The organism is Amycolatopsis rhizosphaerae, assembly GCF_007713715.1.
Taxonomy (GTDB): Bacteria; Actinomycetota; Actinomycetes; order Mycobacteriales; family Pseudonocardiaceae; genus Amycolatopsis_E; species Amycolatopsis_E rhizosphaerae.
Genome location: NZ_VJWX01000006.1, coordinates 23,328 through 50,070 on the forward strand (window position 1 = coordinate 23,328; position 26,743 = coordinate 50,070).

26 protein-coding genes and 1 pseudogene are annotated in these 26,743 nt (G+C 68.8%); 17 read left to right on the forward strand and 10 right to left on the reverse strand.

Annotation, left to right across the window (positions count from 1 at the left end; all coding sequences use genetic code 11):
- Nucleotides 1–30 precede the first annotated feature (30 nt).
- Nucleotides 31–420, forward strand: a complete 390-nt coding sequence (locus FNH05_RS01450; RefSeq protein ID WP_144585080.1) for a DUF6640 family protein — start codon at nt 31–33, stop codon at nt 418–420.
- On the opposite strand, the gene FNH05_RS01455 is transcribed toward FNH05_RS01450, so the two are convergent.
- The 3 genes from FNH05_RS01455 to FNH05_RS01465 form a co-directional block, all read right to left on the reverse strand.
- Nucleotides 417–1,424, reverse strand: coding sequence for a cation diffusion facilitator family transporter (locus tag FNH05_RS01455; RefSeq protein ID WP_246127420.1), 1,008 nt, complete (start codon nt 1,422–1,424; stop codon nt 417–419). The two genes, FNH05_RS01450 and FNH05_RS01455, sit on opposite strands and share 4 nt — an antisense overlap.
- A 20-nt stretch (nt 1,425–1,444) precedes the next feature.
- Nucleotides 1,445–2,119, reverse strand: coding sequence for a DUF742 domain-containing protein (locus tag FNH05_RS01460; RefSeq protein WP_246127422.1), 675 nt, complete (start codon nt 2,117–2,119; stop codon nt 1,445–1,447).
- 121 nt (nt 2,120–2,240) lie between these two features.
- A complete protein-coding gene (locus FNH05_RS01465; RefSeq protein ID WP_144585082.1) occupies nt 2,241–4,532 on the reverse strand; it encodes a (Fe-S)-binding protein in 2,292 nt (763 codons plus the stop codon).
- Nucleotides 4,533–4,677: 145 nt separating this feature from the next.
- On the opposite strand from FNH05_RS01465, the gene FNH05_RS01470 reads away from it, so the two are divergent.
- The 3 genes from FNH05_RS01470 to cynS are packed head-to-tail and all read left to right on the forward strand — an operon-like array spanning nt 4,678 to nt 6,056.
- On the forward strand, nt 4,678–5,004 hold the full coding sequence (locus FNH05_RS01470) for a DMT family transporter (protein WP_144585084.1): 327 nt from the start codon (nt 4,678–4,680) through the stop codon (nt 5,002–5,004).
- Entirely contained in the window at nt 5,001–5,561 is a 561-nt protein-coding gene (locus FNH05_RS01475; protein WP_144585086.1) for a TetR/AcrR family transcriptional regulator, read from the forward strand. Before FNH05_RS01470 ends, FNH05_RS01475 begins: the two co-directional genes overlap by 4 nt.
- Before the next feature lie 51 nt (nt 5,562–5,612).
- Nucleotides 5,613–6,056, forward strand: coding sequence for a cyanase (gene cynS, locus FNH05_RS01480; RefSeq protein ID WP_144585088.1), 444 nt, complete (start codon nt 5,613–5,615; stop codon nt 6,054–6,056).
- 13 nt (nt 6,057–6,069) lie between these two features.
- Here the strand turns inward: cynS and FNH05_RS01485 are convergent, their stop codons facing one another.
- Nucleotides 6,070–6,609 (reverse strand): YbhB/YbcL family Raf kinase inhibitor-like protein, encoded by a 540-nt coding sequence (locus FNH05_RS01485; RefSeq protein WP_144585090.1) that lies wholly within the window; start codon nt 6,607–6,609, stop codon nt 6,070–6,072.
- Between the two features lie 170 nt (nt 6,610–6,779).
- Between FNH05_RS01485 and FNH05_RS01490 the strand changes: the two genes are divergently transcribed.
- The 5 genes from FNH05_RS01490 (at nt 6,780) to FNH05_RS01510 (ending at nt 11,829) form a co-directional block, all read left to right on the forward strand.
- On the forward strand, nt 6,780–7,448 hold the full coding sequence (locus tag FNH05_RS01490) for a DUF4097 family beta strand repeat-containing protein (protein ID WP_186382316.1): 669 nt from the start codon (nt 6,780–6,782) through the stop codon (nt 7,446–7,448).
- A gap of 171 nt (nt 7,449–7,619) precedes the next feature.
- Nucleotides 7,620–9,488, forward strand: coding sequence for a molecular chaperone DnaK (gene dnaK, locus FNH05_RS01495; protein WP_144585094.1), 1,869 nt, complete (start codon nt 7,620–7,622; stop codon nt 9,486–9,488).
- Nucleotides 9,485–10,186, forward strand: a complete 702-nt coding sequence (grpE, locus tag FNH05_RS01500; protein WP_144585096.1) for a nucleotide exchange factor GrpE — start codon at nt 9,485–9,487, stop codon at nt 10,184–10,186. Before dnaK ends, grpE begins: the two co-directional genes overlap by 4 nt.
- Before the next feature lie 30 nt (nt 10,187–10,216).
- Complete coding sequence (gene dnaJ, locus FNH05_RS01505; RefSeq protein WP_144585098.1) at nt 10,217–11,392, forward strand: molecular chaperone DnaJ; 1,176 nt, start codon at nt 10,217–10,219, stop codon at nt 11,390–11,392.
- Complete coding sequence (locus tag FNH05_RS01510) at nt 11,392–11,829, forward strand: heat shock protein transcriptional repressor HspR (RefSeq protein ID WP_144585100.1); 438 nt, start codon at nt 11,392–11,394, stop codon at nt 11,827–11,829. The genes dnaJ and FNH05_RS01510 overlap by 1 nt, the downstream gene beginning before the upstream one ends.
- A gap of 43 nt (nt 11,830–11,872) precedes the next feature.
- Here FNH05_RS01510 and FNH05_RS01515 read toward each other — a convergent pair whose 3' ends face one another.
- Together FNH05_RS01515 and FNH05_RS01520 are read right to left on the reverse strand one after the other, a co-directional pair.
- The gene (locus FNH05_RS01515) at nt 11,873–12,571 is read right to left on the reverse strand and encodes a dienelactone hydrolase family protein (RefSeq protein WP_144585102.1); all 699 of its coding nucleotides are present in this window, start codon (nt 12,569–12,571) and stop codon (nt 11,873–11,875) included.
- Between the two features lie 27 nt (nt 12,572–12,598).
- Nucleotides 12,599–13,477, reverse strand: coding sequence for an SDR family NAD(P)-dependent oxidoreductase (locus FNH05_RS01520; RefSeq protein WP_144585104.1), 879 nt, complete (start codon nt 13,475–13,477; stop codon nt 12,599–12,601).
- A 99-nt stretch (nt 13,478–13,576) separates the two neighbouring features.
- Between FNH05_RS01520 and FNH05_RS01525 the strand changes: the two genes are divergently transcribed.
- Nucleotides 13,577–14,140: a TetR/AcrR family transcriptional regulator gene (locus FNH05_RS01525; RefSeq protein ID WP_144585106.1), complete on the forward strand. Its 564-nt coding sequence runs from the start codon at nt 13,577–13,579 to the stop codon at nt 14,138–14,140.
- 9 nt (nt 14,141–14,149) lie between these two features.
- On the opposite strand, the gene FNH05_RS01530 is transcribed toward FNH05_RS01525, so the two are convergent.
- On the reverse strand, nt 14,150–15,322 hold the full coding sequence (locus tag FNH05_RS01530; RefSeq protein ID WP_186382317.1) for a globin domain-containing protein: 1,173 nt from the start codon (nt 15,320–15,322) through the stop codon (nt 14,150–14,152).
- Between the two features lie 345 nt (nt 15,323–15,667).
- Here FNH05_RS01530 and FNH05_RS01535 point away from each other — a divergent pair, with 345 nt between their 5' ends.
- From FNH05_RS01535 to FNH05_RS01560, 6 genes are all read left to right on the forward strand, one after another.
- Nucleotides 15,668–16,141: a MarR family winged helix-turn-helix transcriptional regulator gene (locus FNH05_RS01535; RefSeq protein ID WP_144585109.1), complete on the forward strand. Its 474-nt coding sequence runs from the start codon at nt 15,668–15,670 to the stop codon at nt 16,139–16,141.
- A gap of 118 nt (nt 16,142–16,259) precedes the next feature.
- Nucleotides 16,260–18,281 (forward strand): iron uptake transporter permease EfeU, encoded by a 2,022-nt coding sequence (efeU, locus tag FNH05_RS39855; protein WP_342781519.1) that lies wholly within the window; start codon nt 16,260–16,262, stop codon nt 18,279–18,281.
- Nucleotides 18,281–19,495, forward strand: coding sequence for an iron uptake transporter deferrochelatase/peroxidase subunit (gene efeB / locus FNH05_RS01545; protein WP_144585112.1), 1,215 nt, complete (start codon nt 18,281–18,283; stop codon nt 19,493–19,495). The genes efeU and efeB overlap by 1 nt, the downstream gene beginning before the upstream one ends.
- A 101-nt stretch (nt 19,496–19,596) precedes the next feature.
- Complete coding sequence (gene clpB / locus FNH05_RS01550) at nt 19,597–22,194, forward strand: ATP-dependent chaperone ClpB (RefSeq protein ID WP_144585115.1); 2,598 nt, start codon at nt 19,597–19,599, stop codon at nt 22,192–22,194.
- Nucleotides 22,195–22,267: 73 nt separating this feature from the next.
- Entirely contained in the window at nt 22,268–23,029 is a 762-nt protein-coding gene (locus FNH05_RS01555) for a type III secretion system chaperone family protein (RefSeq protein ID WP_144585118.1), read from the forward strand.
- On the forward strand, nt 23,026–23,790 hold the full coding sequence (locus tag FNH05_RS01560) for an SDR family NAD(P)-dependent oxidoreductase (RefSeq protein ID WP_144585121.1): 765 nt from the start codon (nt 23,026–23,028) through the stop codon (nt 23,788–23,790). The genes FNH05_RS01555 and FNH05_RS01560 overlap by 4 nt, the downstream gene beginning before the upstream one ends.
- A gap of 206 nt (nt 23,791–23,996) precedes the next feature.
- On the opposite strand, the gene FNH05_RS01565 is transcribed toward FNH05_RS01560, so the two are convergent.
- The 3 genes from FNH05_RS01565 to FNH05_RS01575 all read right to left on the reverse strand — a co-directional run bounded on the left by FNH05_RS01565 (nt 23,997) and on the right by FNH05_RS01575 (nt 25,891).
- Complete coding sequence (locus tag FNH05_RS01565; RefSeq protein ID WP_144585124.1) at nt 23,997–24,572, reverse strand: DUF3558 family protein; 576 nt, start codon at nt 24,570–24,572, stop codon at nt 23,997–23,999.
- Nucleotides 24,573–24,796: 224 nt separating this feature from the next.
- Nucleotides 24,797–25,384, reverse strand: a complete 588-nt coding sequence (locus tag FNH05_RS01570) for a DUF3558 family protein (protein WP_186382318.1) — start codon at nt 25,382–25,384, stop codon at nt 24,797–24,799.
- A gap of 24 nt (nt 25,385–25,408) precedes the next feature.
- Nucleotides 25,409–25,891: a hypothetical protein gene (locus FNH05_RS01575; RefSeq protein ID WP_144585130.1), complete on the reverse strand. Its 483-nt coding sequence runs from the start codon at nt 25,889–25,891 to the stop codon at nt 25,409–25,411.
- A gap of 169 nt (nt 25,892–26,060) precedes the next feature.
- Here FNH05_RS01575 and FNH05_RS01580 point away from each other — a divergent pair.
- Nucleotides 26,061–26,743: pseudogene (locus FNH05_RS01580) on the forward strand (hypothetical protein); the annotation flags it as partial.

A 26,743-nucleotide genomic window follows, 5' to 3' on the forward strand; every position in this document is an offset into this window, starting at 1 on the left:
ATAGATTCCGTTCCGATTCGAGGAGACAACATGCGCATCGGCCGAGTCCTGCTGTCCGCGACCTCGCTCACCACCATGTTCGGCGCCTTCCTCGCCGACTGGAACGAGACCCACGTGCACAACCCGAAGTGGCCACCCCACGCGAAGTTCCACAACGGACAGACGATGAGCATGGGGCTCGCACTCGGCGCCTGCGCCCTGGGCTCGCTCTGGGGCGGCAAGCCGTCCCGGGGCAGGCTCGACGCCGCCACCACCTTCGCCTCGCTCTACTGGATCACCCAGCTCTCCGCTTCCCTCTACCCCGGCACGGCACTGGTGGACCCGCCGAGTACCCGCAAGGGACGACAGCCCGTCATCGCAGGCACGACGCTGGCGCTCAATGCCGTCGGCTACGCGTTGGAGCGCAGACACGTCCGCTAGCTGCCCGAACCCGGGTGGATGTAGCGGGAAGCGAGGTCGCCGTAACGGGCGAGCACGGCGGCGCGGAGATCCGGATCGGTGCGGGGAACCGGCTCGATGAACACCTCGGCGACGTCCGGGAACTCCTCGTGCAGCTCGGCCGCCAGCCGGACACAGGTGCGTTCGAGGTCCGCGGCCCCGAGCGCGTCGTCGAAGTCCACGCGCGCGCAGACCAGGATCTGGTCGGTACCGAGCAGCATCGTCTGGAGGTCGACCACGGCCTCGGCTTCGGGCGCCGCGGCGAGCAGTTGCCGGATCCCCGCGACCACCACCGGATCGGCCTGCCTGCCGATCAACAGCCGGAGGTTGGTCAGCCCGAGGCTGTAGGCGACCAGCGCGAGCAGCAGCCCGATCAGGATCGACGCCGTCCCGTCCCAGACCGCCGAGCCGGTCAGATGGTGCAGGAAGAGCCCGGCGAAGGCCAGCACGAGACCGATCAGCGCCGCCGAGTCCTCCAAGAACACCGACTTCGGCGCCGGATCGTCGACCAGCCTCAGGTACTCGACGATCGACCGGTTCTGCTCGGCCGACTCGTGGCGCACCTGGCGCATCGCCTGCAGCCACGACACGGTCTCCAGCACGAACGCGGCCGCCAGCACGAGGTAGCCGATGAGCGGCCGTGACTGCTCCTTCGGTTCCGAGGTAAGTGTCGTGACACCCTCGTAGAAGGAGAACATCGCGCCGGAGGCGAAGATCGACACGGCGGCGAGCAGCGACCAGAAGTACCGCTCCTTGCCGTAGCCGAAGGGGTGCAAGCGGTCGGCGGGGCGGCGCGAGCGGCGCAGTGCGGTGAGCAGGAGCAACTCGGTGATCGTGTCGGCGAACGAGTGCGCGGCCTCCGACAGCAGGGCACCGGAACCCGTGATCACCCCCGCGGCGGCCTTCATCACCGCGATCGCCAGGTTGACCGCACCGGCCAGCAGAACGGTCAGTGTGCTCTCGCTCGCCTCGCCTTCCCCGCTCACCCGGTGATCCTATGGCCGGGTCAAAGCCGTTGCAGACCGTCGAGAACGCGGCGCATCAGTGCCATCGGCGGGCGCCCCTCGGCGGTCCGCTCCGTGCCGTGGATGTGCAGCAGGCCCAGCTCGGCCATGTCGCTGAGCAGCACACGCGCCACCCCGATCGGGACCGACAGGCCGACGGCGACCTCCGCGACGGACAGCGGGACGCGCAGCAGGGCACGCACGGGCTGGTACTCGCCGCCCAACGCCGGACCGGCCCACTTCCCGTCGGCCCGCAACGAGACCATGGTCTCCAGCCCGAGCTCGTAACTGGCCTGGGTACGGCCGCGGGTCAGTACGTAGGGGCGGACGCGAGGCCCGTTGTCCTCCACGTCAACCTCGTCCGTACGCACTCGCCCGGGTTTCGCCCGTGGCCTCGGTGAGGGCCTCGGCGGCTCCTCGGGCTCGGGCTCGGGCGGGCCTTCCGGCGCGTCGAGCATCTCCCATTGTTTCTCCGTCGGAAAGCGGGCACCGGCGGGCCGGTGTCGAGACGGGCGGGAGTTGCTGTCCTCGGGAAGCTGCTCCACCTCTGCCTCGGCGTATTTTTCCAGTTGTTTGGCGGACGGGAAGCGAGCACCGGCCCTCGGCGCGGCCGGTTCCCCGGCCGCCTTCCTTCCGGCAGCCCGCTCCATGTCCATCGCCCCGTTCGCCCCGATCACAGTGACTCGTCACAGTGGCTCGCGGACGGCTACGGCTGCGAGGGCATAAGAATAACGCCTCTGTCGAGGCCACCGGGGGTATCCAGGGATACCCCCGGCGTGCCGGGACACCGGAATCTGCCTATTTGTCCTCGGTCGGCAGCGGAGTGCCGCTCGGGGCCCGGTCGGTCGCGGTGTCCGCCTCCAGCGGGTCGGCGACCGCGGCCGGGAGTCCCCCGCCCGCCCCGACCGGGACCGGCTGCGGGCGCCGCTTCACGGCCTCCAGCAGCAGTTGTGAAACGTCCACGACCTCGACCTTTTCCGAGGCCTTGCCGTCGTTCTGGCGGGCGGTGACACCGTCGGTGAGCATCACGCGGCAGAACGGGCAGCCGGTGGCGATCTTCGAGGGCGCGGTGCCGAGCGCCTCGTCCACGCGGTCGATGTTGATCCGCTTGCCGATCTTCTCTTCCATCCACATCCGGGCACCACCGGCACCGCAGCACATGGAGCGGTCGGCGTGCCGCGGCATCTCGCGGAACTGGGCGCCGGAGGCACCGATCAGCTCGCGGGGCGCCTCGTAGATCTTGTTGTGGCGGCCCAGGTAGCACGGGTCGTGGTAGGTGACGTCGTCGGCGATCGGCGCCACCGGGACCAGGCGCTTCTCCCGCACCAGGCGGTTGAGCAGCTGGGTGTGGTGCACGACCTCGAACTTCCCGCCGACCTCCGGGTACTCGTTGGCCAGCGTGTTGAAGCAGTGCGCACAGGTGACCACGATCTTGCGGTTGCCCGGCTCCCGGTCCTCGAAGACCGAGTTGAGCACCTCGACGTTCTGCTGCGCGAGCATCTGGAACAGGAACTCGTTACCGGCCCGGCGGGCGGGGTCACCGGTGCAGGTCTCCTCCGGGCCGAGCACGGTGTACTTGACGCCCGCGATGTGGAGCAGTTCCGCGACCGCCCGCGTGGTCTTCTTCGCGCGGTCTTCGAAGGCACCGGCGCAACCGACCCAGAACAGGTACTCGGCTTCGCCGAGGTCACCGTCGAAGACCGGCACCTCGAAGTCGAGGTCCTCGGTCCAGGCCAGCCGGTCCTTGGCGTTCTGGCCCCACGGGTTGCCCTTGTTCTCCAGGTTCTTGAACATCCCGTTGAGCTCGCTCGGGAAGTTCGACTCGATCATGACCTGGTAGCGGCGCATGTCGACGATGTGGTCGACGTGCTCGATGTCCACCGGGCACTGCTCGACGCAGGCACCGCAGGTGGTGCAGGACCACAGCACGTCGGGGTCGATGACGCCGCCGTCGTCGCCCGCGGCGACGAGCGGACGCTCCGCCTCGGCGAGGGCGAGCACGTCGATCCCGGCGTAGGGGTTGTCGCCGGTCAGGCCGACCTCTTCGCCGGTGACGTCCTTGCGGCCGCCCGCGAGCAGGTACGGCGCCTTGGCGTAGGCGTGGTCCCGCAGCTGGGTGATGACCAGCTTCGGCGACAGCGGCTTACCGGTGTTCCAGGCGGGGCACTGCGACTGGCAGCGGCCGCATTCGGTGCAGGTGGTGAAGTCGAGCCAGCCCTTCCAGCTGAAGTCCTCGATCTTGCCGGCGCCGAAGACGTCCTTCTCCGGGTCGGCCTCCTCGAAGTCCAGCGGCTTGCCCGCGCTCATCATCGGCTTGAGCTTGCCCAGCGCGACGCCGCCGTCGGCCTCGCGCTTGAAGTAGATGTTGAAGAAGGCGCTGAACCGGTGCCAGGCCACACCCATGGTCAGGGTCCGCCCGACGACCAGGAGCCAGATGATGCCGGAGAGCAGCTTGACCAGTGCGGTGATGCTGACGGCGGCGGTGCTGGCGGGCAGGATCTCGGCGAGCGGCCTGGTGACGAAGCTGCTCCACAGCGCCGGGTCCTCGATACCGCTGGAGATCTTGAACGCCTTGACGCCCAGGATGCCGAGACCCTCGACGATGACCACGGTCTCGACGAAGTACGCCTGCTTGAAGTTGGACCCCTGGAACCGGGACTGCCGGTCGGCGCGGCGCGGGTGGTTGCGCTGGCGGATGATCACCAGGGCGATCCCGCCGACCACGGTGCCGAGGCCGAGCAGCTCGACCAGGAGCAGCCAGGGTTCCCAGGCCCCGAAGATCGGCCAGTGGAAGTTCGGGTCGAAGGTCTCGCCATAGGCCTCGAACCAGACGAGCGAGCCGATCAGGAAGCCCCACATCACCATCCAGTGCCAGGGGCCGACGTGGCGGAACTTGTTCATCCGCGTGTGCGCGGCGAACTCCTTGATCAGCGTTCCGAGCCGGCTCCAGAAGGGGCCGTTGCGAGTCCCGTCGGGTTGTCCGAGGCGAATGATGCGCACCATGCGCACGACGCCGGCGACGAACGCGATCCAAGCGACAATGCTTATGGCGACGCCGATCACACCCACTGTGATCTGCAGAGCACCCATGATCGGGGCCTTTCGTCCGTATGTGTACTGGCGGGCAGCCTAACCGGGCCTTACTAGTGAGTAACCCATGACGCCGCCCTAAGTCCCACCGATGTGGCGTACGACTCCCTAGCTATTGGGACGATCGTACAAGTAGTTTGGCGGGGTGGCTGCCTATCTCCTGCTCGCGCTGGCGATCACCGCCGAGGTGTCCGCGACGGTCTCCCTCAAGCTGTCCGAAGGTTTCTCCAAGCTCGTCCCGTCCCTGGTCGTGGTCGCCGGGTACCTGACCGCGTTCGTCGCGCTGGGGCTGGTGCTGAAGCTCGGCCTTCCGGTCGGGGTCGCCTACGCGATCTGGGCGGCCGTGGGGGTCGCCGCCGTCGCACTCATCGGGGTGCTGTTCCTCGGCGAGCACCTCAATCTCACCATGATCGGCGGACTCGCGCTGGTCATCGGGGGTGTCGTGCTGATCGAACTGGGAGCGGCCGCGTGAAGGGCCAGCGCGACGGCCGCAAGGTCCGGGGCGACCGGCGGCGTCAGGAGATCATCGAGGCCACGCTGCGCGTGATCGAACGCGACGGCGTCGCCGGGGTAACCCACCGCACCGTCGCCGCCGAGGCCGAGGTGCCCACCACCTCGACCACGTACCACTTCTCCAGCCTCGACGACCTGCTCATCGCGACCCTGATCTCCTGCGCGAAGGACATGGCCAGCGAGGTCTACTGGATGATCGACCGGGCCCGCTCCCGCGGCAGCCTCGGCGCCGACGAGGTGGCGGCCCTGCTCGCCGAGGCACTCGGCCCGCAACGCGGCCGGACGATGGCCGAGTACGAGTTGTACCTGCTCGCGGCCCGGCGGCCCGAACTGCGCCCGGCCGCCCGCCGCTGGCTCGACGTGCTCACCTCGATGGTCCGGCCCGACGACCTGGTGGCGCTGCGAGCGTTCCTCGCCGGGATCGACGGGCTGCTGATCCAGGGCCTGATCGACGACGAACCACCCACCGCGGAGGAACTCCGGCCGGTGGTCGAATACCTGCTGCGCCCGCGCTGAGCCCCCGTCCGCGCTGGCACGCCCCGGCCCGGCCCGGAATGATCGGGATGCATGACGACGAAGAAGGAAGCCGCCGCGGCCGTGCTCGCCGCCAAGACGCGCCTCGGGCTGACCTGGGCGGAACTGGCCGAAGCGCTCGACACCCCGCTCGCCTGGACGACCGCCGCACTGCTCGGCCAGCACCCGATGACCGAGGAGCAGGCGGACCGCGCCGGGGAGGTCCTCGAACTGTCCGCCGACGCGGTGGCGGCGCTGCGCGCGCAACCCACCCGCGGGGCGCTCGACTCGCCGGTGCCCACCGACCCCACGATCTACCGGTTCTACGAGGTGCTGCAGGTCTACGGGCCCACCATCAAGGAACTGATCCACGAGAAGTTCGGCGACGGGATCATGAGCGCGATCAACTTCCGGCTCGACGTCGAGCGCGTACCGGATCCCGCGGGCGACCGGGTCGTGGTGACTCTGAACGGGAAGTTCCTGCCCTACCAGTGGTGAGGCGGGCCGGGGCTCAGCTCTTGTTCTCGTAGACCGGGATGAGGGTGGCGCGGGCCAGGGTGTGGCTGAACAGGTTGAAGCCGAGGATCGCCGGGGTGGCGCCCTCCGGCACGCCGAGCTTCTCGACGTCCACGGCGTGCACCACGAAGAAGTAGCGGTGCGGGCGGTGTCCGGGCGGCGGCGCCGCGCCGAGGAACTGCCTGACCCCGCCGTCGTTGGTCAGCGTGATCGCACCCTCCGGCAGGCCCGAGCCGCTCGCGTCCCCGGCACCCGAGCTCAGCTCGGTGACCGAAACCGGGATGTCGAACACGGCCCAGTGCCAGAACCCGCTCGCGGTGGGGGCATCCGGGTCGTAGCAGGTGACGGCGAAGCTCTTCGTCTCGGCCGGGAAGCCAGACCAGGCCAGATGCGGCGAACGGTCCTCGCCGCCGGCGCCGAAGATGCCGCTCAGATGCGGTGTCGCGAGGGTCTCCCCGTCCGCGATGTCGTTGCTGCGCAGGGTGAAGCTCGGTACCGAGGGCAGGAAGTCGTAGGGGTTGGGCGGCTGTGCCATCGATCCTCCTCATCGCGGGACTCCGGTACCCGAAAGGCTACTGCGCGCGCCAGGCGGGAGCCGCCAGGGTAGGGACAACCCCAGGGTCGATACGGGGACCTTCCCTGATGTACCCGCCTCCTCCGGCCCCTTAGCCTCACCGCACAGGAAAAATGACTGGGGAGGACGCAATGGGCAGGATCGCACTCGCCGTCGGCGGGATCGTCCTGATCGGCGCCGGCATCGCGATCGCCACCGAGTGGAACTGGCACTGGTCCACGAAGGCCCAGGTCGACCGCGAACTGGCGCAACGGATCGACACGGTCCAACTGGACACGGGGTCGGGGGACGTGCGGATCCTGGCCGAGGACGTGGCCACCACCACCGTCCACCAGCGCTTCAGCTACACCGGCGGCAAGCCGGGTGACGCGTTCACGGTCGAAGGCGGCAAGCTGGTGCTGCACGACTGCGGGAACCGGTGCGACGTGGACTACGAGGTGGTCGTCCCCCGTGGTGTCGCCGTGACCGGGAAGGTCACCTCCGGGGAGACGACGGTGCGGGGTGCCGCCGCGGCGGACGTGACTTCGACCTCCGGCAACGTCCTGGTCACCGACGCGACCGGACCGGTCAAGGTGCGCGCGACCTCGGGCGACGTGACGGTGGCGATGAGCATGGCCCAGAACGTGAAGGTGGACGTGACCAGCGGGAACGTCATGGTGACCGTGCCGCGCGACCGCTACCGGGTGCGGACCGGCACCAGCTCCGGCACCCAGCGGGTCGACATCGCGACCGATCCGGCAGGCCCCTACGAGCTCGATCTGAACAGCACCAGCGGCGACGTGACGGTCAGCCCGGCCTGACGGGAACAACTCGCGGCACCCCGTCGTTACGACGGGCAGAAAGGTTGAGCGAACCCGACTCAAGTCTGGATTGACGCGAGCGGGAAGCGCAGGATAGAACTTGAGTGAGACCCGCTCAAGGCGGGCGCGATCACCGCAGCTCAAGCAGCGTATAACCAGGAGGAAACCACCATGGCGCGAGCGGTCGGCATCGACCTCGGCACGACCAACTCGGTCGTAGCCGTCCTTGAGGGCGGCGAGCCGACGGTCATCGCCAACTCCGAGGGTTCCCGGACCACCCCGTCCATCGTCGCGTTCGCCAAGAACGGCGAAGTGCTCACCGGGCAGCCCGCCAAGAACCAGGCCGTGACGAACGTGGACCGCACCATCCGGTCCGTCAAGCGGCACATGGGCACGAACTGGTCGACGGAGATCGACGGCAAGGCCTACACCCCGCAGGAGATCAGCGCCCGTGTGCTGATGAAGCTGAAGCGGGACGCCGAGGCCTACCTGGGTGAGGAGATCACCGACGCCGTCATCACCGTCCCCGCCTACTTCGAGGACGCCCAGCGGCAGGCCACCAAGGAAGCCGGCCAGATCGCCGGCCTCAACGTGCTGCGCATCGTCAACGAGCCCACCGCCGCGGCCCTCGCCTACGGCCTGGACAAGGGCGAGAAGGAGCAGACCATCCTGGTCTTCGACCTCGGTGGCGGTACCTTCGACGTGTCCCTGCTGGAGATCGGCGAAGGTGTCGTCGAGGTCCGCGCGACCAGCGGTGACAACCACCTCGGTGGTGACGACTGGGACCAGCGCGTCGTCGACTGGCTGGTGGACAAGTTCAAGGCTTCGCACGGCATCGACCTGACCAAGGACCGGATGGCCCTGCAGCGGATCAAGGAAGCCGCGGAGAAGGCCAAGATCGAGCTGTCCAGCTCGTCGAGCGCGAACATCAACCTGCCCTACATCACCGTCGACGCGGACAAGAACCCGCTGTTCCTGGACGAGACGCTGACCCGCGCCGAGTTCCAGCGGATCACCAACGACCTGCTGGAGCGCACGCGCCAGCCGTTCAACAACGTCATCCGCGACGCGGGCATCTCGGTCGGCCAGATCGACCACGTGGTGCTCGTCGGTGGTTCCACCCGCATGCCCGCGGTGTCGGAGCTGGTCAAGGAGCTGACCGGCGGCCGTGAGCCGAACAAGGGCGTGAACCCGGACGAGGTCGTCGCGGTCGGCGCGGCGCTGCAGGCCGGTGTGCTCAAGGGTGAGGTCAAGGACGTCCTGCTGCTGGACGTGACCCCGCTGTCGCTGGGCATCGAGACCAAGGGCGGCGTGTTCACCAAGCTCATCGAGCGCAACACCACCATCCCGACCAAGCGCAGCGAGATCTTCTCCACCGCGGACGACAACCAGCCGTCGGTGCAGATCCAGGTCTTCCAGGGCGAGCGCGAGATCGCCGCGCAGAACAAGAAGCTCGGCATGTTCGAGCTGACCGGCATCCCGCCGGCCCCGCGCGGCGTGCCGCAGATCGAGGTCACCTTCGACATCGACGCCAACGGCATCGTGCACGTGACCGCGAAGGACCTTGGCACCAACAAGGAACAGTCGATGACCATCACCGGTGGCTCCGCGCTGCCGAAGGAGGACATCGACCGGATGGTCAAGGACGCCGAGGCGCACGCGGAAGAGGACCGCAAGCGCCGCGAGGAGGTCGAGACCCGCAACCAGGCCGAGACCCTCGTCTACCAGACCGAGAAGTTCATCAAGGACAACGACGACAAGTTGCCCGAGGACCTCAAGGGCAAGGTCAAGACCGCGATCGACGAGGCGAACGAGGCCCTCAAGGGCACCGACACCGCCAAGATCAAGGACGCCATCGAGAAGCTGAACACCGCGTCGCAGGAGCTGGGCACGGCCCTCTACGCCAACGCGCAGCAGCAGACCGACGCCGGTGCCGCCGGTGCCGGCGGCGCGGCCGGTTCGGCGGGGAGCACCGGTTCCTCCGCCAAGGCCGACGACGTGGTGGACGCCGAGATCGTCGACGAGGACGAGAAGAAGTGACGGGCAAGCACTACCGCGAAGCCGACGAGCAGGAACCGGAGGTGACCGAACCGGTGGTGGTCCGGGATCGTCGCAAGATCGACCCGGAGACCGGCCAGGTTCGGCCGCAGGCGGCGACCGAGGAGGCTTCCGCGACCGCGGAAGCCTCCGGGCCGGAGCTGGGAGCGACCACCGTCGACGGCGCGGTGGGCGTTCAGTCCGATCTCGAGAAGCAGCTCGCGGAGCGGACCGCGGACCTGCAGCGGTTGCAGGCCGAGTACGCGAACTACCGCAAGCGGGTGGACCGGGACCGTGAGGCCGTGGTCGCCGCGGCCAAGGCCAGCGTGGTCAACGACCTGCTGCCGCTGCTCGACGACCTCGAGCGCGCCGAGGCGCACGGTGATCTCACCGGGGCATTCAAGGCGGTGGGCGACAAGCTCGTCGCGGGTCTGCAGCGGGCAGGCCTCGAGCCGTTCGGCGCCGAGGGCGACCCCTTCGACCCGAGCGTGCACGAGGCGGTGCAGCACAGCACCTCGCCCGACGTGTCCGGCCCGACGGTGACCACGGTCCTGCGCCGGGGTTACCGGTTCGGCGAACGGGTGCTGCGGGCCGCGCTGGTCGGGGTGACCGACCACGAGCCGGGCGCCGGGAAACCGGTCGACGCGTCCGTCGAGGGCGAGCTGCCGGTGGAGCAGCTGTCGAATGAGAACCAGCAGTAACGGTCTTGAACAGGAAGGAGGAGACGTCCGGTGAGTGCTCGCGAGTGGATCGGTAAGGACTTCTACCGAGAGCTGGGCGTCTCCTCCGACGCGTCCCAGGACGAGATCAAGAAGGCCTACCGCAAGCTGGCGCGGGAGAACCACCCCGACGCCAACCCCGGCAACGCGGAAGCCGAGCAGAAGTTCAAGGCGGTGTCCGAGGCCTACGGTGTGCTCTCGGACCCGGCGAAGCGCAAGGAATACGACGAAGCGCGGCAGCTGTTCGGCGCCGGCGGAGCCGGCACGTTCAACTTCCCGCGCGGCGGCGGTTCCGGCACCTTCGACATGAGCGACCTGTTCGGCCAGACCGCGGGCGGAGGAGGCGGCGGCTTCAGCGGCCTCGGCGACATCCTCGGCGGCCTGTTCGGCCGTCGCGGTGCGGGTGCCGGGGCGACCGCCGCCCGCGGCCAGCGGGGCGCCGACGTGGAGACCGAGGTTCGGATCGAGTTCGCCGAGGCGGTCAAGGGCGCGACGCTGCCGCTGCGGCTGTCCAGCCCGGGCACCTGCGGAACGTGCGGCGGCAACGGCGCACGGCCCGGCACGATGCCGCGCACCTGCCCGGTGTGCGGGGGTTCCGGGCTGGTGAGCCGGAGCCAGGGCGCGTTCGCCTTCTCGGAGCCGTGCCGGGACTGCCGCGGGCGTGGCCAGATCATCGACGACCCGTGCCCGGAATGCGGCGGCGAGGGCATCAGCACCCGCACGCGCACCCTGACCGTGCGGGTGCCTGCCGGGGTCGACGACAACCAGCGCATCCGGCTCGCCGGTCAGGGCGAACCGGGCCGGGGCGGGGCCACGGCCGGTGACCTGTACGTCCGCGTGCACGTCACCCCGGACCCGGTGTTCGGCCGGTCGGGCAACGACCTGACGATCACCATGCCGGTCACCTTCACCGAACTGGCACTGGGCGCCACGATCACGGTGCCCACGCTGGACGGCAAGGTGTCGCTCAAGGTGCCCCCGGGCACGGCGAGCGGCCGGGTGCTGCGGGTGCGCGGCAAGGGCATCCGCAAGCGCGACGGCTCGCAGGGCGATCTGCTGGTCACCCTGCAGGTGGCGGTTCCGTCCCGGCTCGAGCCCGCGGAGCAGGAGGCGCTGCAGGCGTTCGCGGAGGCCGCCGCGAAGCACGATCCGCGACCGGAAATCACCAAGTTGCTCAAGGAGCGGTGATGGCGTTCGGTGGGTTGCCGCACGGGGCGGACGAAGACACCCCGGTGTTCGTGATCTCGGTGGCCGCTCAGCTGTCCGGGTTGCACGCCCAGACCCTCCGGTCCTACGACCGGATGGGCCTGGTGTCGCCCGGGCGCACGGCGGGCGGCGGGCGGCGCTATTCGATGCGCGACATCGCACTGCTGCGCGAGGTGCAGCGGCTGTCGCAGGAGGCCGGGGTGAACCTGGCGGGCATCAAGCACATCATCGAGCTGGAAAACCAGGTCGAGGCCCTGCGGAGCCGGGTCGCCGAGCTCACCGAAGAACTGGCCGCCGCCTACGCCGCGGCCGAGCACGCGGCCGCCGCCGTGCACGCTTCCTACCGGAAGGATCTGGTTCCGCTCCGGCACGAGACCGCGCTGGTGGTCTGGAAACCGAAGCGCACCGGCAAACAGTGACGCGGGTGGGCACTTCCTCCTGAAGTGCCCACCCTTTTTTCGCTCAACTGCCGAGGTGCTGGGCGAAGAAGGCGAGCACGCGACGCCAGGCGTCCTCGCTGGATTCGCGGTGGAACGACAGGCCGGCGACCTTGAGCAGCTTGTTGAGCGGGCCGCCCGCGAGCTGATTGGCGAAGCTGTGCCCGGCTTCGGGATATTCCTTGACGTCGTGCGGGATGCCGCGGGCGGTCAGCTCCGTTTCGAGCTTGGCCGCGGCCCCCTTCAACGCCGGGTCCCTGCGCCCGAAGCTGGCCACGATCGGGCAAGCATCGTCCAAAACGGACAGATCCTTGGGCAGTTGCCCGTAGTACGGCGCGGAAGCGTCGAACCCGCCGGACGCGGCGACGAGGGCGAATCCGCCGCCCATGCAGAATCCCACCACACCGACCTTGCCGGTGCAGTCCTCCCGTTCGGCCAGCAGCCGCCGGGCGGCCTGCAGGTCCTCGAACGCGCGGCCCTGGCCTGCCATCAGATCCCGGAACACCGACTTGATGCACCGCATGACACCGCCTCGTGAGAACAGGTCGGGCGCCAGCGCGACGTACCCGGCGGTGGCGAACCGCTCGGTGACGTTGCGGGTGTCCTCGCTCATCCCGAAGGCGTCGTGAACGACCACCACTCCGGGCCACGGCGGGTCACCCGCGACTTCCCGCTGGGGCAGGGCCAGGTAGCCGCGAAGGGCACCATTGACAGAGATGTCCATACCGGTGAGCCTAGGAGCCCGGCGCGCTCATCGCTGTCCCAAGGGATCGAGGTGTTCGAGGGTGGCGTCGTCGGCGACCGTGGATTCGGAAAGCTCGCGCCAGCGCTCGTCCTCCGCGAGCAGCGCACGACCGGCCGCGGTGGCGTAGGCATACGCGTCGGGGCCGACGAGCAGGCGCAGCGGCGGCTCCTCCAGCGCGACCAGCCGCAGCACCAGTCGAGCCACCTTCGCCGGATCATTGGCCGCGAGCGAGTCGCCGCCGTGCATGGCCGCCATTTGACCGACGGTCGCGGCGTATTCCGGGCGGATCGGGTCGATGCGCATGGACGGGCCGGACCAGTCGGTCCGCATCCCACCCGGTTCCAGCACGGTCACCTTGATGCCGAGCGGCGCCACCTCGGCGGCGAGCACCGAAGAGAAGCCGCCCACCGCCCACTTCGCGCTCTGGTAGGCGGCCAGCCCCGGCGTGGCCAGCCTGCCGCCGACCGAGGAGACCTGGATGATGTGCCCCGACCGCTGCTCCCGCAGGACCGGCAGCGCCGCCCGGGTCAGCCGCACCACCCCGAACAGGTTGGTGTCGACCTGTGCCCGGAAGTCGTCGAGGTCGACGTCTTCGATGGCGCCGACGTTGGCGTAACCGGCGTTGTTGACCAGCACGTCCAAGCGGCCGAACCGCGACACCGCGGTGCGCACCGCGGCCTCGGCCGCCTTGTCGTCGGTCACGTCCAGTGCGACCACGACGAGCCGGTCACCGTGCTCCGCGGCGAGAGCGTCCAGCGCGGACGGGGTGCGGGCCCCGGCCACGACCTGGTGTCCCGCGGCGAGGGCGGCTCGCACGATCTCCTCGCCCAGCCCACGGGAAGCCCCGCTGACCAGGAAGACGGAATTCGAAGCTGTGGAGGACATGGCTACTTCACCGAACTTTCTAACTAGTTGTTTAGCTACTTCGCCAGCTAACTCCTTCCCGGGCCACCTGTCAACTAGATGGTTAGTTAGAATGCGGAGATGACAAGGGACGCGGAGGCCACCCGGCGACGGCTCCTGGAGGCGGCGAGGGACGAGTTCGCCGCGTACGGCATCGCGGGCAGCCGCGTCGACCGGATCGCGGCCGCCGCACGCAGCAACAAGGCGCAGATCTACCACTACTTCGGCAGCAAGGACGGGCTGTTCGACGCGGTTTTCGACGCCATGTGCCGGGAGACCGTCGACGCGGTGCCGATCGACGCGGGCAACCTGCCCGAATACGCGGGTCGGCTGTTCGACTCCTACCAGCAGCGCCCGTGGGTACAGCGGATCGCGACCTGGTACCGGCTCGAACGCGCCGGCACCGGCGATCTGAACCGGATGGTGCTCGCCAGCAACGAGGCGAAGGTCCGGGCCGTCGCCGACGCGCAGGCGAAGGGCATCCTTCCCAGGCGCTTTCCCGCGGACGTCCTACTCGGGCTCGTCATCCACCTTTCCGGGTTCTGGAGTTCCCACGTGCCGGAATTCGACGCGCTGGTGGACCGTGAAACCACGGCCGACCGGCGCCAGGTCGTAGTCGACGCGGTCGCGGCGCTGCTGTCCTGAGTGGATGCTCTAGTCGATGGTGAACGGGTCGTAGTGGATCTGCTCGAGCGCGGTCCCGGCGACGAGCATGCGGGAAACGGTCGCGCGGATCATCGCGGGTGAGCCGGAGACGAGCACTTCGTGCCCGGGCCAGGCGCCGTGCCGGGTGACCACGTCGGCCAGGGTGCCCTGCTCGCACCCGACGAGGGCGGGGCCCTTCTCGATCACCGGTGTGACCGTGAACCAGGGGTTGCACGAGGCCACCATGCGCAGGCCTTCGAGCGCGTAGAGGTCTTCCCGGGTGCGGCCGCCGTAGAACAGCCGGACCTTGGGGTTCTCCCCCCACTGGGAGAGCTCGTCGAGCAGCGCCTGCAGCGGGGCCACCCCGGTGCCACCGGCGATCATCAGCACGTCCCGCCCGGCCTCGCGGTCCACCGAGAGACGCCCCAGCGGCGGGCCGAACCGCCACGTGTCGCCCTGCTGGGTATGACTGACGATCGCACGGGAGACCCATCCCCCGTCGACCGCGCGGATGTGGAACTCCAGCGAGCCGTCCTCACGGGGTGCGTTGGCCGGGGAGAGGTACCGCCAGAGCCGGGGCCGCTGCGGCACCTCGACGCTGAGGTACTGGCCCGCCTGGAACGGGATCGGCTGTTCCGGCTCGATGCGCACCATGGCCAGGTCCCAGCTGAGCCTGCGGTGCTCGGCGACCCGCCCCCGCCAGCTGGGCGGGTTGGTGTCGGCGGCGGCCGCCTCCTGCATCTGCCGGGCGACGATGGTGAACGCCTCGGCCCAGGCCCGCTCGACCTCCGGCGTCCAGTCCGGCCCGAGCTGGGTCTTCATCGCCGCGAGCAGCGCGGTGCCGATGGCCTCGTAGTGCTTGGGCACCACGCCGAACTTGCGGTGGTCGCGACCGAGTTGGCGGAGGAAGGGGACGAGGTCCTCGGGCTGGTCCACCATCTGCACGACGTGCACCAGCGCGCGCACCATCCGGTTGCGCTGGACCTCCATGTTGATCGGGAAGAAGTCGCGGGTCGCCGGGGCCAGGGTGAACAGCATCCCGTAGAAGAACTGGGTCACTTCCGGTAGGTACGGCTCGGCCTTGACCCAGGAATCCCGGATGAGCCGCACCATCGCGGTCACGGCTGGGGGCGCCTCCCGGTGGCTGGACCGGGGGACGGGACTGACGGGATCGGCGGTCATGGTCTACGGGTCTTTCGGGGCTTTTTCCGGGGGGCCTGCTGCTACTCGGCTCGATTATTCACTGACGACGCAAGAGCGACCCCGAACCACGCAGCGGCAGGCCGGCGGGCATCGCTACTGCCCGAAATGATCATGGATATTCCGCCCCGTTCGGCCGGGTCACGCCAGGAAAGCGGAGAGGCAATCGACCGCAGAGTAGTCACCCCTCCCGGATGAGTGCCCCTCATTGCTCCGTCCGGGTGGTTAACGACAACCCGGTCGAGTGGCGGGCCTCACGTTCGTCGTTCGTTAATCGTCCGACTACCTGGCGTATAGTTGTATGTGACAACCAAATGGAGGGTCGAGATGAGCCTGAGCGAGGACGCCGGCCTCGAACTGATGCGGCAACTGCGGCTCACCGGCCAACTGCAGCACGCGTGGGTGACCCACGCCTGGCAGACCCGCGACGCCGGCCTGCACCCGGCCGCCGCGATCCTGCTCAGCGACCTCGCCGCGAACGGCGAGTGCCGCCCCTCCGATCTGGCCAAGCGCAAGATGGTCGACGTCTCGGTGGTCAGCAGGCAGATCAGCCAGCTCTCCGCCGCCGGACTGATCGAGCGGCGCCCGGCCCCCGAGGACGGCCGCGCCGCGCTGATCCGCGTCTCGGAACAGGGTCTCGCCGAAATCAAGAAGTGGCGGGAGAACCACATCGAGTTCTTTCGCAAGGCACTCGATGGCTGGGACGAGGCGGAGGTCGCCGAGCTGACCGGCCGCATCGCCGAGATGAACGAGGCGTTGCGCACGGCGATGGACCGGCTTTCCCGTGGCGATTCGTCCTGAATGAGCCTGATGCGGCGCGAGCCGCGGTAATTAAAGCAAGGCTAACCTCTGTTTTCACCCCGCTCCGCGGCTAAAGTAAGCCTAACCAAGCAACTGGTTCGGCGACGAGGAGTGCCGCGTGTGGGCCGACGCTGTCCCCAACCTGCTGATCGGGCTTCGCGAGGGGTTGGAAGGCGGGCTGGTGGTCAGCATCCTGCTCGCCGCTCTGCACCGCGCCGGTGACGGCCGCACCTCCTCGGCACCGATCTGGCTCGGCGTGCTGGCCGCGGTCACCCTCGCGGCCGGCTTCGGCGCGGTGCTGACCTTCTCTCGGGCGGAACTGTCCAGTACCGCGCAGGACGCCTTCGGCGGCGTGCTCAGCCTGGTCGCCGTCTGCCTGGTCACCGCGATGGTGTTCTGGATGCGCCGCACCGCCCGTGGCCTGTCTGGCGAACTCTCGGCGAAGGTGACCGGCGCGCTCGCGGTCGGCTCGGGCGCGCTCGCTCTCACCGCCTTTCTCGCGGTCGGCCGCGAGGGCCTGGAAACCGCCTTGTTCCTGTGGACGACGGTGCAGGCCGCCGGCGAGTCCACCGCCCCGCTGCTCGGGGCCGCCGTGGGCATCGGGGCCGCCGCACTGCTGTGCTGGCTCCTCTACCGCAGCGCGATCCGGATCAACCTGGGGAAGTTCTTTTCGCGCACCGCCGTGCTGCTCGTGGTGATCGCCGCGGGCGTGCTCGCCTACGCCCTCGGCGACCTCCAGGACGCCGGCCTGCTGCCCGGGCGCACCTGGATCGCCTTCGACCTGTCGGACACCGTCTCCGCCGACGCGTGGTGGGTCACCGTCATCCGCGGCGTCACCAACCTCTCCCCGTCGATGACGTGGCTGCAGGTGATCACGTACACCGGCTACATCGCGGCCGTGCTGACCGTGTTCTTCCGCGGCGCGGCGACCCCGAAACCGGCACCGGCTCCGGCTCCGGCTCGGGAAGGCGCGCCCGAACGCACCCCGAAGACGGCGAAGCGCCGGTGGGTCCTGGTCACCGCCGCGATCGGCGTCCCCCTGCTGGCCGCCGGGGTGTTCGCCGTGGTGGTGCCGTCCGGACGGGGAGGCACCGAGCGCGTCACGATCACCGCTTCGGCCTGCGCGCCCGACTTCAGCGCTCCGTCCGCGGGGCGGCAGGAATTCACCGTCGTCAACAAGTCCGGCCGCAGCGGCGAGGTCTACCTCGTCCGCGGCTCCGACGGCGGGGTGATCGGCGAACTCGAAGGGCTCGGCCCCGGAACGGAGCGAACGCTGCCCGCGAACCTCCCGGCGGGCGAGTACGCCTGGCGCTGCGAGATGTCGGGCATCCCGGAACTGAAATCGGCCACGGTCGCGGTGCGCGGCACCACCGGCCCGGTCCCTCCCGCCGTGCTTCCGGTGTCGTCGCAGGATCTCGAAGGACCGCTCGACGAGTACCGCACCTACGTGACCGGACAGCTGGCCACGCTGGCCGGGCAGGTGGACTCGCTGCGGTTCGCGCTGACCACCGGGGACACCGGCGCCGCCAGGGCGGCCTGGACCGATGCCCAGCTCACCTGGGAGCGCGTCGGGGCAGCCTACGGCAGTTTCGGCGGTCTGGCCAAGGCGATCGACGGGCTGCCCGACGGGCTGCCGGGCGGAACCGCGGATCCCGCGTTCACCGGCCTCCGCCGCCTCGAACACGGCCTCTGGCACGGGGAGACCCCGCCCGCGCTGATGCCCGTGGCGGACCGCCTGGCCCAGGACCTCGCCACCCTGCGCGGCCAACTGCGATCGGTCACGACGGACCTGTCCGAACTGCCCAAGAGGGCGCACGAAATCCTCGAGGACTCCTTGCGCGACAAGCTGACCGGCCAGTCCGACCAGGGCGCGGGCACCGGGTATCGGGAGACGCTCGCCGACGCCGGTGCCACCCGGGTCGTGCTGGACGAGCTCGCCCCGCTGCTCACCGCGCGGCGGCCCCAGCTCGTCGGTACCGCCCAAGCCCAGCTGACCACGCTCGAACAGGCACTGGCCGCGACCACGTCGAGCCCGGAGACCGCCCCGCTCGCCCAGCGCCAGCGGGTCGACGCGGCGATCGGCGAAGTGCTGGAAACGCTGTCGGTGGTCCCGGACCTGCTCGAAATCAGGGAGGGCTGATGGAACTCAGCAGGCGCAGATTCCTGCAGGGCACCGGCGCCGGGGTGGCGGGCAGCGCACTGGCCGGCGGTCTCGTCGCCGCGGGTGCCTACGCGGACGAGCGGGCCAAGGCACCGGCCTCGACCGCCCAGCGCTACGAGTTCCACGGAGCGCACCAGGCGGGGGTGTTCACCCCGCAGCAGAGCGCCGCGGCGTTCGCCGCGTTCGACGTCACGGCGGGCGACCGCGCGGGCCTGGTGCGGTTGTTCCGCACACTGACCGAGCGGGCTCGCTTCCTCACGGCGGGCGGCACTCCGGACGACCTCGGGGTCGGCTCTCCGCCGTCCGACAGCGCCGTGCTCGGCCCGGACGTACCCGCCGACGGACTCACGATCACCGTGTCGGTCGGTTCGTCGCTGTTCGACGACCGCTTCGGCCTCGCCTCGCGAAAACCCGCGAAGCTCAGGCCGATGCCGACCTTCCCCGACGACACGCTGGAGCCGCGCTGGTGCCACGGGGACCTCATGCTGCAGTTGTGCGCGCACAACCCCGACACGGTGCAGCACGCGCTGCGCGACATCGCCAAGCACACCCGGGGCGCGATGCAGGCGCGCTACCGCATGAACGGTTTCCATTCCCCGCCGCGCCCGTCCGGCACGCCCCGCAACCTGATGGGGTTCAAGGACGGCATCGCCAACCCCGCCGAGGCGGACAACGTGGTCTGGGTGGCGCCCGGTGCGGGTGAACCGGACTGGGCGACCGGCGGCTCGTACCAGGTGGTGCGGTTCATCCGGATGCTGGTCGAGTTCTGGGACCGGGTGTCGATCACCGAGCAGGAGAACATGTTCGGGCGCAAGCGGGACAGCGGTGCGCCGCTGGACGGCGCGAACGAGGGCGATGCGCCGGACTACGCCGCCGACCCCGAGGGCAAGGCGATCCCGCTGACTTCGCACATCCGCCTGGCCAACCCCCGCACGCCGGACACGGCGGCGAGCCGGATCCTCCGCCGTGGCTACAACTACGACCTCGGGCTGGCCGCGAACGGCAACCTCGACGTGGGCCTGATCTTCGCCTGCTACCAGCAGGACGTGGACCGGCAGTTCGCCGCGGTGCAGACCCGGCTGGCCGGGGAGCCGCTGACCGATTACATCCAGCCCTACGGCGGAGGGTATTTCTTCACTCTCCCCGGGGTCCGGGATGCCGGAGACTGGTTCGCCGACAGCTTACTGGCCTGAGTCAGACTTGAGCGGAACAGACTCAACTTTTCTGACGTTATGCATGGCGACGGCCGGTGAGGGAGGCTGTCACCAGGCTGACTTTGGACATGGAGTGTGGGATGGACGCTTTCAACCCGACGACGAAGACCCAGCAGGCGATCTCGTCGGCGGCGCAGGCGGCGACCGTGGCGGGCAACCCGAGCATCGCACCGGCGCACCTGCTGGGTGCCATGCTGGCGCAGAGCGACGGGATCGCCGGGCCACTGCTGACCGCGGTGGGCGCCGACCCCGCCCAGGTGCACAAGGAACTCGAGCCCATCATCAACGGGCTGCCCTCGGCCACCGGAGCGACGGTGTCCACCCCGCAGTTCGACAACTACGCGCTCAAGTCGCTGACCTACGCCCAGAAGCTGGCGACGGAGCTGGGTGACGAGTACGTCTCCACCGAGCACCTGATGGTCGGTCTCGCGGCCGAGGGCGGCGCGGTCGCCGACCTGCTGCGACGGCACGGGGCCAACCCCGATGCGCTGCGCGAGGCGTTCACCAAGGTGCGCGGCTCCGCCCGGATCACCAGCCCCGACCCGGAGGGCACGTTCAAGGCGCTGGAGAAGTACGGCGTCGACCTGACCGAGCGGGCCCGCAAGGGCGAGCTCGACCCGGTCATCGGGCGCGACACCGAAATCCGGCGTGTGGTGCAGGTGCTTTCGCGCCGCACCAAGAACAACCCGGTGCTGATCGGCGAACCCGGCGTGGGCAAGACGGCCATCGTGGAGGGCCTCGCCCAGCGGATCGTCGCCGGCGACGTGCCCGAATCCCTGCGCGGCAAGCGCGTCGTCGCACTGGACCTCGGTTCGATGGTGGCGGGCGCGAAGTACCGCGGTGAGTTCGAAGAGCGGCTCAAGGCCGTGCTGAAGGAGATCACCGACTCCGCCGGGCAGGTCATCACCTTCATCGACGAGCTGCACACCATCGTCGGCGCGGGCGCGACCGGCGAGGGCGCCATGGACGCGGGCAACATGATCAAGCCGATGCTCGCGCGCGGCGAGCTGCGCATGGTCGGCGCCACCACGCTCGACGAGTACCGCCAGCACATCGAAAAGGACGCGGCGCTGGAGCGGCGCTTCCAGCAGGTGCTGGTGGGCGAGCCGTCGGTGGAGGACACCATCGGCATCCTGCGCGGCCTCAAGGAACGCTACGAGGTCCACCACGGTGTCCGGATCACCGACGCCGCGCTGGTGGCCGCGGCGACGCTGTCCGACCGCTACATCACCGCCCGCTTCCTGCCCGACAAGGCGATCGACCTGGTCGACGAGTCCGCGTCCCGCCTGCGCATGGAAATCGACTCCCGGCCCGTCGAGATCGACGAGGTCGAGCGCGCCGTGCGGCGCCTGGAGATCGAGGAAATGGCGCTGGCCAAGGAAGAGGACCCCGCGTCGAAGGAGCGGCTCGCCGCCCTGCGCGCCGAACTGGCCGAGAAGCGGGAAACGCTTTCGGCGCTGACGGCACGCTGGCAGAACGAGAAGGGCTCCATCGAGAAGGTCCGTGACTTCAAGGAGCAGCTGGAGCAGCTGCGCGGCGAGGCCGACCGGGCCGAGCGCGACGCCGACCTCGGCCGTGCGGCGGAGCTGCGCTACGGCCGCATCCCGGCGCTGGAGAAGGAACTCGAAGCGGCACAGCAGAACACCGCGGCCAGCTCGTCCGGCGACGTGATGCTCAAGGAGGAGGTCGGCGCGGACGACGTCGCCGACGTGGTCAGCGCGTGGACCGGCATCCCGGCGGGCCGTCTGCTGGAGGGCGAAACCGGCAAGCTGCTGCGGATGGAGGAGGAGCTCGGCCAGCGCGTCGTCGGGCAGAAGGAGGCCGTCGCTGCGGTCTCGGACGCGGTGCGCCGCACGCGGGCAGGCGTCGCCGACCCCGACCGGCCGACCGGTTCGTTCCTGTTCCTCGGCCCGACCGGCGTCGGCAAGACCGAACTGGCCAAGGCGCTGGCGGAGTTCCTGTTCGACGACGAGCGGGCGATGACCCGGATCGACATGAGCGAGTACAGCGAGAAGCACTCGGTGGCCCGCCTGGTCGGTGCTCCCCCCGGGTACGTCGGCTACGACCAGGGCGGCCAGCTGACCGAGGCCGTGCGGCGCCGCCCGTACTCGGTGGTGCTGCTCGACGAGGTCGAAAAGGCTCATCCGGACGTGTTCGACGTGCTGCTGCAGGTGCTCGACGACGGGCGGCTGACCGACGGTCAGGGCCGCACGGTCGACTTCCGCAACACCATCCTGGTGCTGACCTCGAACCTCGGTTCGCAGGCCATCGCGGACGCGACGCTCGACGAGCAGCAGCGCAAGGACGCGGTGCTGTCGGTGGTGCGCACGCACTTCAAGCCGGAGTTCCTCAACCGGCTCGACGACATCGTGGTCTTCCACTCGCTCGACACCGAGCAGCTGACCTCGATCGTGGACATCCAGATCGACCGGCTCGCCCAGCGACTGGCGCAGCGGCGGCTCACCCTGGACGTCACGCCGGGTGCCCGCGAATGGCTCGCGCTCAACGGGTTCGACCCGATCTACGGCGCGCGCCCGCTGCGGCGGCTGGTGCAGTCGGCGATCGGGGACCAGCTGGCCCGCAAGCTGCTGGCCGGTGAGGTCCGCGACGGTGACACCGTGCGGGTCGACGTCCCGGCGCTCGAGGCGGGAGACACGCTCACCGTCGCGCGCGCGTAAACCAATTCGAAGAGTTGACGGCGACACGGGCCGCTGATCTTGGATCGGCGGCCCGTGACGATACCCTGACCACGTGGGTATTCCAGCGTGGGTCTGGTTCGTGATCGCCGCCGTCGCCCTGGTGGCCGCCTTGCTGCTGCTCGCGGCGGACCGCACCAGGGAGGGCTCGCGCAACCGCGAGCGAATGCGCTGGGCCGACCTGCGCGGATGGCAGTTCGTCGAGGAGGACGAGCGGCTGGCCAAGCAGTGGTCCGGCGGTGCGATCGGCTACTTCGGCGCGGAATCGGCGGTCAACGTCGTCGCGGGGTCGACCTTCACCTCCGACGGCAGGCGGCCGGTCTTCGTGTTCGACATCGAGGCCGACGGGCAGATCCCCGCGATCGTGGTCGCGGTGCGCTGCAACCGCGTGCACCAGGTGCTCGTGGAACTGTGGCTGGCGAGCGTGCCCTTCCAGCGCGCGGATATGCCCGAACTACTCGGCCCGGTGGGCCAGCGCTACGCCTTCGCCGACGACTCGGAGGGCGCCCGCCGCGTCATCACGCAGGAGCTGGTGGACGCCGCGGACGGCCTCGGGGGCGACGTCGGCGTGGCGTGGCTGGAGGGCGAGTGGGTGCTGGCCAGCGCCGCCCCGCAGGCGGGGCCGTCGCGGCTGGAGCGCCTGCTGCGGGACCTCGGCGAGATCGCCGACATCGTCGACCCGTTCGACGAGGAGACCGCCTCGACCTGGCAGCCGCCCGCCGTGCCCGGGGGCGTGGCCGCGGAAGACAAGACCGCGGAGGACAAGACCGAGGACCAGAAGACCGCCGCCGAATCGCAGCCGCAGAGCCAGGCATGAGCACCGCACTGATCACCGGGGCGAGCGCCGGAATCGGCGCCGCCTTCGCCCGTCGGCTCGCCCGCGAGGGCCACCACCTCGTCCTCGTCGCGCGCGACAAGGCGCGGCTGGAAGCCCAGGCCGCCGAGCTGTCCCGGCGGTTCGGCATCGACACGAGGGTGCTGGACGCCGACCTCGCCACCGCCGAGGGCCGCGCACTGGTGGAGGACCACCTCGCCGCGGAACCGGTCGACATGCTGGTCAACAACGCCGGTCTCGGCCTGGCGGGCGAGTTCTGGACCTCGTCGCCGGAGGAGCTGCAACGCCAGCTCGACGTGAACGTGACGGCCGTGCTTCGGCTGACCCGGGCCGCCGTGCCCGGCATGATCGAACGCGGACACGGGGACATCATCAACGTCTCCAGTGTCGCCGGGTTCTTCTCCGGCCGGGGCTCCACCTACACCGCCAGCAAGAACTGGGTCACCTCCTTCACCGAAGGCATCGCGGCCGCGCTGCCGCCCGGAGTGCGGATGATGGCGCTGTGTCCCGGCTTCACGGAAACGGAGTTCCACGAACGAGCCGGGCTGGAAAAGCCGGGCCCGAAGGCCTTCTGGCTCAGCGCGGACCGCGTGGTCGCCGACGCGCTCACCGACCTGCGCCGCGGCAAGGTCATCTCCATCCCCAGCCTGCAGTACAAGATCGTGGTCGCCGTCGGCGGCCTGCTGCCCCGCAGCGTGATCCGCAAGGCAGGAAGCCTTTTCGCCGGCCGCGACCGCACCTGAGGTGCGCGTTCAGCCTTGCCCCTTGAGGACGGTGAGGGCGCACGAGGAATAGTGGCGGGCTCGGGCAATGTGTTCGCGGGAAGCAGCGATATCGCCTCTGCTCAGCGCCGGCATTGCCTCGCCCGCCAACGCAAGCCCGGTGTGGATGTCCAGCAGCCCCGGGCGGAAGTCCGGATCCGAGCCGCGTCTCGCGGAGGGATCGCTCATCACGACGGCAACCGCGGTTCGACGAAGTCGTCGATCTTGCTCACAACCGAACACATCTGCTCGTTCGTGCCGTGGTTGGTCACCGCGTTGATATCGATGCGCCCGGAACCGACAGCAACGGCGGCCAGACAGGAGCCCTCACCCTCATTGCCCTTCACAAGAGCAACCGCGCGGCCACCCGTACTGGTCGTATTCGACAAACGCCCACTCGACTTCACGACCACATCATTTATGCTCTGCGCCGGACGCACCACAACGCTGAACGTGACCCCGCCCCGACCGCCTATTTCAGACTTGCTCCATTGACACTTACTTGTTCCTGCGCCGCCAAGTTCTCCTTCATCTAAATGAGCTCCGGCACCGGAGGCGATTTGTTGCGTTTCATTGTCGGCGAGAAGGGTGCAGGCGTTAAGCCCGGTCAGCTTGCCCGTGGCAGCGGCGGTCGATGACGGGCCTGCGCTGGACGAAGTGGCTTGACTGCTGACGGGTGAAGGTGGTCCGGTATGGGTGCTGCTACAAGCAACCGCAGTCAGAGAAGTGGCTGCGATGATTGTGCTGAGGGCTGCTGAGCGCATCCGTGTCCTCCATGCGACCTGTGGGTCACCAGGTCCTGTTCAGGCCATCACGGGTCTTGGCGAAAATAAGCCAACGCATAATCTCGACACACAGGCCGATTGAGTGAAAATTGCGATGCTTAACAGAGAAACGATCCCCTTTTATCGGTGCACTGATCGGGAGATTTGACTATTTTCCAAACCAAATTCAGGAACTGAATCTTTCATCACCCGAAATGGATCGATCACGAAGTCGGCAACCTCGGCTCGACGACATCATCGATCTTGCTCACGATGGCACACATATCTTCGGCAGTGGCACCACGAACGGTCGTGACGTCGATGTCGACACGACCGGAACCAACCGCAATGGCAGCGAAGCAAGATATACCAGCTCCGTTATTCTTCACCAAAGCGACTTGACGCCCCCCGGTAGAAGTCGTACTCGACAACTGCCCACCCGACTGCACAACCACATCCTTGACGCTCTGCGCCGGACGCACAGTGAGGCCAAAAGTGACACCACCCTGACCATTCGTAACAGATTTACTCCACCGGCAGTTACTGGTACCAATCCCACCAAGTTCGCCTTGGTCCACGTGGATTCCTGCACCAGGCACGATTTGTTGCGCTTCGCCGTCAGCGAGGAGGGCGCAAGCGTTGAGCCCGCTCAGCTTGCTTCCGGTAGCGGCGGTGCCTGTCGATGACGGTCTCGCACTGGACGTGGGCGTTTGACCGTTCATAGGCAAAGGCTGCCCAGACTGAGTGCTACTGCAAGCGACCGCAGTCAAAGCAGCGGCTGCGACGATCGTGCTGAGGGCTACTGAGCGCACCCGTATCCTCCGTGTGACCTGTGGTTATTTGAGCTTCCGCAGGTTAGCGTGCTCGTTGTCCTCGTACGCCTGCTTAGCCTTGTTCAGCGCATCCCGGATCGCATCGAAGACCGGGCCGAGTTGCCTAACCATCATCTCAGCGGACTGGTCCGGCCCCGCGCCGCCCTTCTGAACATGGGCGGCCACCGTCTGCGCATACGGACTGCTCCCCAGTTGCGGTGCCTGAACTACGGCATGGACGTTGAATTGGAGATCCCGTAGGTGATCATCGCACTGGTCGAGGGTCTTCATGAGGATGTCGAAGCCCTCGGGGGTGATGCGGATCTGACCCGCAGTGGCAGCATCTCCGAGACCCTTGGCGGCCTGTTTCGCCTGCTCCATGGCCTTCTCGTTCATGCCGGCCTGGACCGCTTCATTGACGAAATTGATGGCGGCGGCGACGCCGCCGAAACCACCTGCGGTGAGTACCGCAGAGGTCGTGTCAGCACTGGGGTCGTTGATCGCCATGACTGCCCTCCCACTCTTGGCCCGGCTCGACGGTAGCAGCGGTGGGGCGCGGTGGGACGTGGTTTGTCGCAATCCACCGCCGGTTTGTGGTGAAACGGTCACAAGACCGCTTGATCGTCGCTAGGCTTAGGTATAGAGAGCGCTTCCCGAGGGTAGGGGGATGACGAGGATGACTGCTCCGCAGCCGCCGAAGACTTATGGTGACGGGCACAAGACGGCGCAGGACATCGCGGCGATGCCGGATGCCGAGCAGCGGCGGTACGTCACGGAGTCCATGTCTCCCGAGGACCGGGCCAACTACCTGCGGGACACCGCCGATGCCCAGGTGGCGGACAAAACGGGCTGGTCGCGGCTGATGGCGGAACTCAAAGCGCGGACTGAGGCGAAGCAGCAGGCCGACCAGTATGGCCAGCAGACCATCGCACAGTCGACAACCGCCGAGACCCAGTACGTGGAAGGCCTGCCCGCGTCGAACACCAACTACAAGGCCGTCCCCCACCCCGAGTTGCAGGGTTACGTCGACAACGGCCTCAATGCGGGGCAGATCGGCGAGATGTCCAACGGATACCACGTGATGGCCAGCACGCTCGCCCAGATCGCCACGACGCTGAACGACGGGATCAACCGATCGCAGAGCGAGTGGCAGGGCAATGCCGCGGATTCCGCGCGGAACTTCTTCGCCGGCACGCGCGACTGGGCGGACGGCAACTCGAAAAACATGCAGCTGGCGTCGGAGGTGACGTATCAGCAGTCGGCGGCGGCGCAGACGGCGAAGACGAGTATGCCCGCTCCGGTGCCGTTTTCGTGGTCGGATGAGATGAAGAGCTGGGCGACGTCGAATCCGTTGGATTT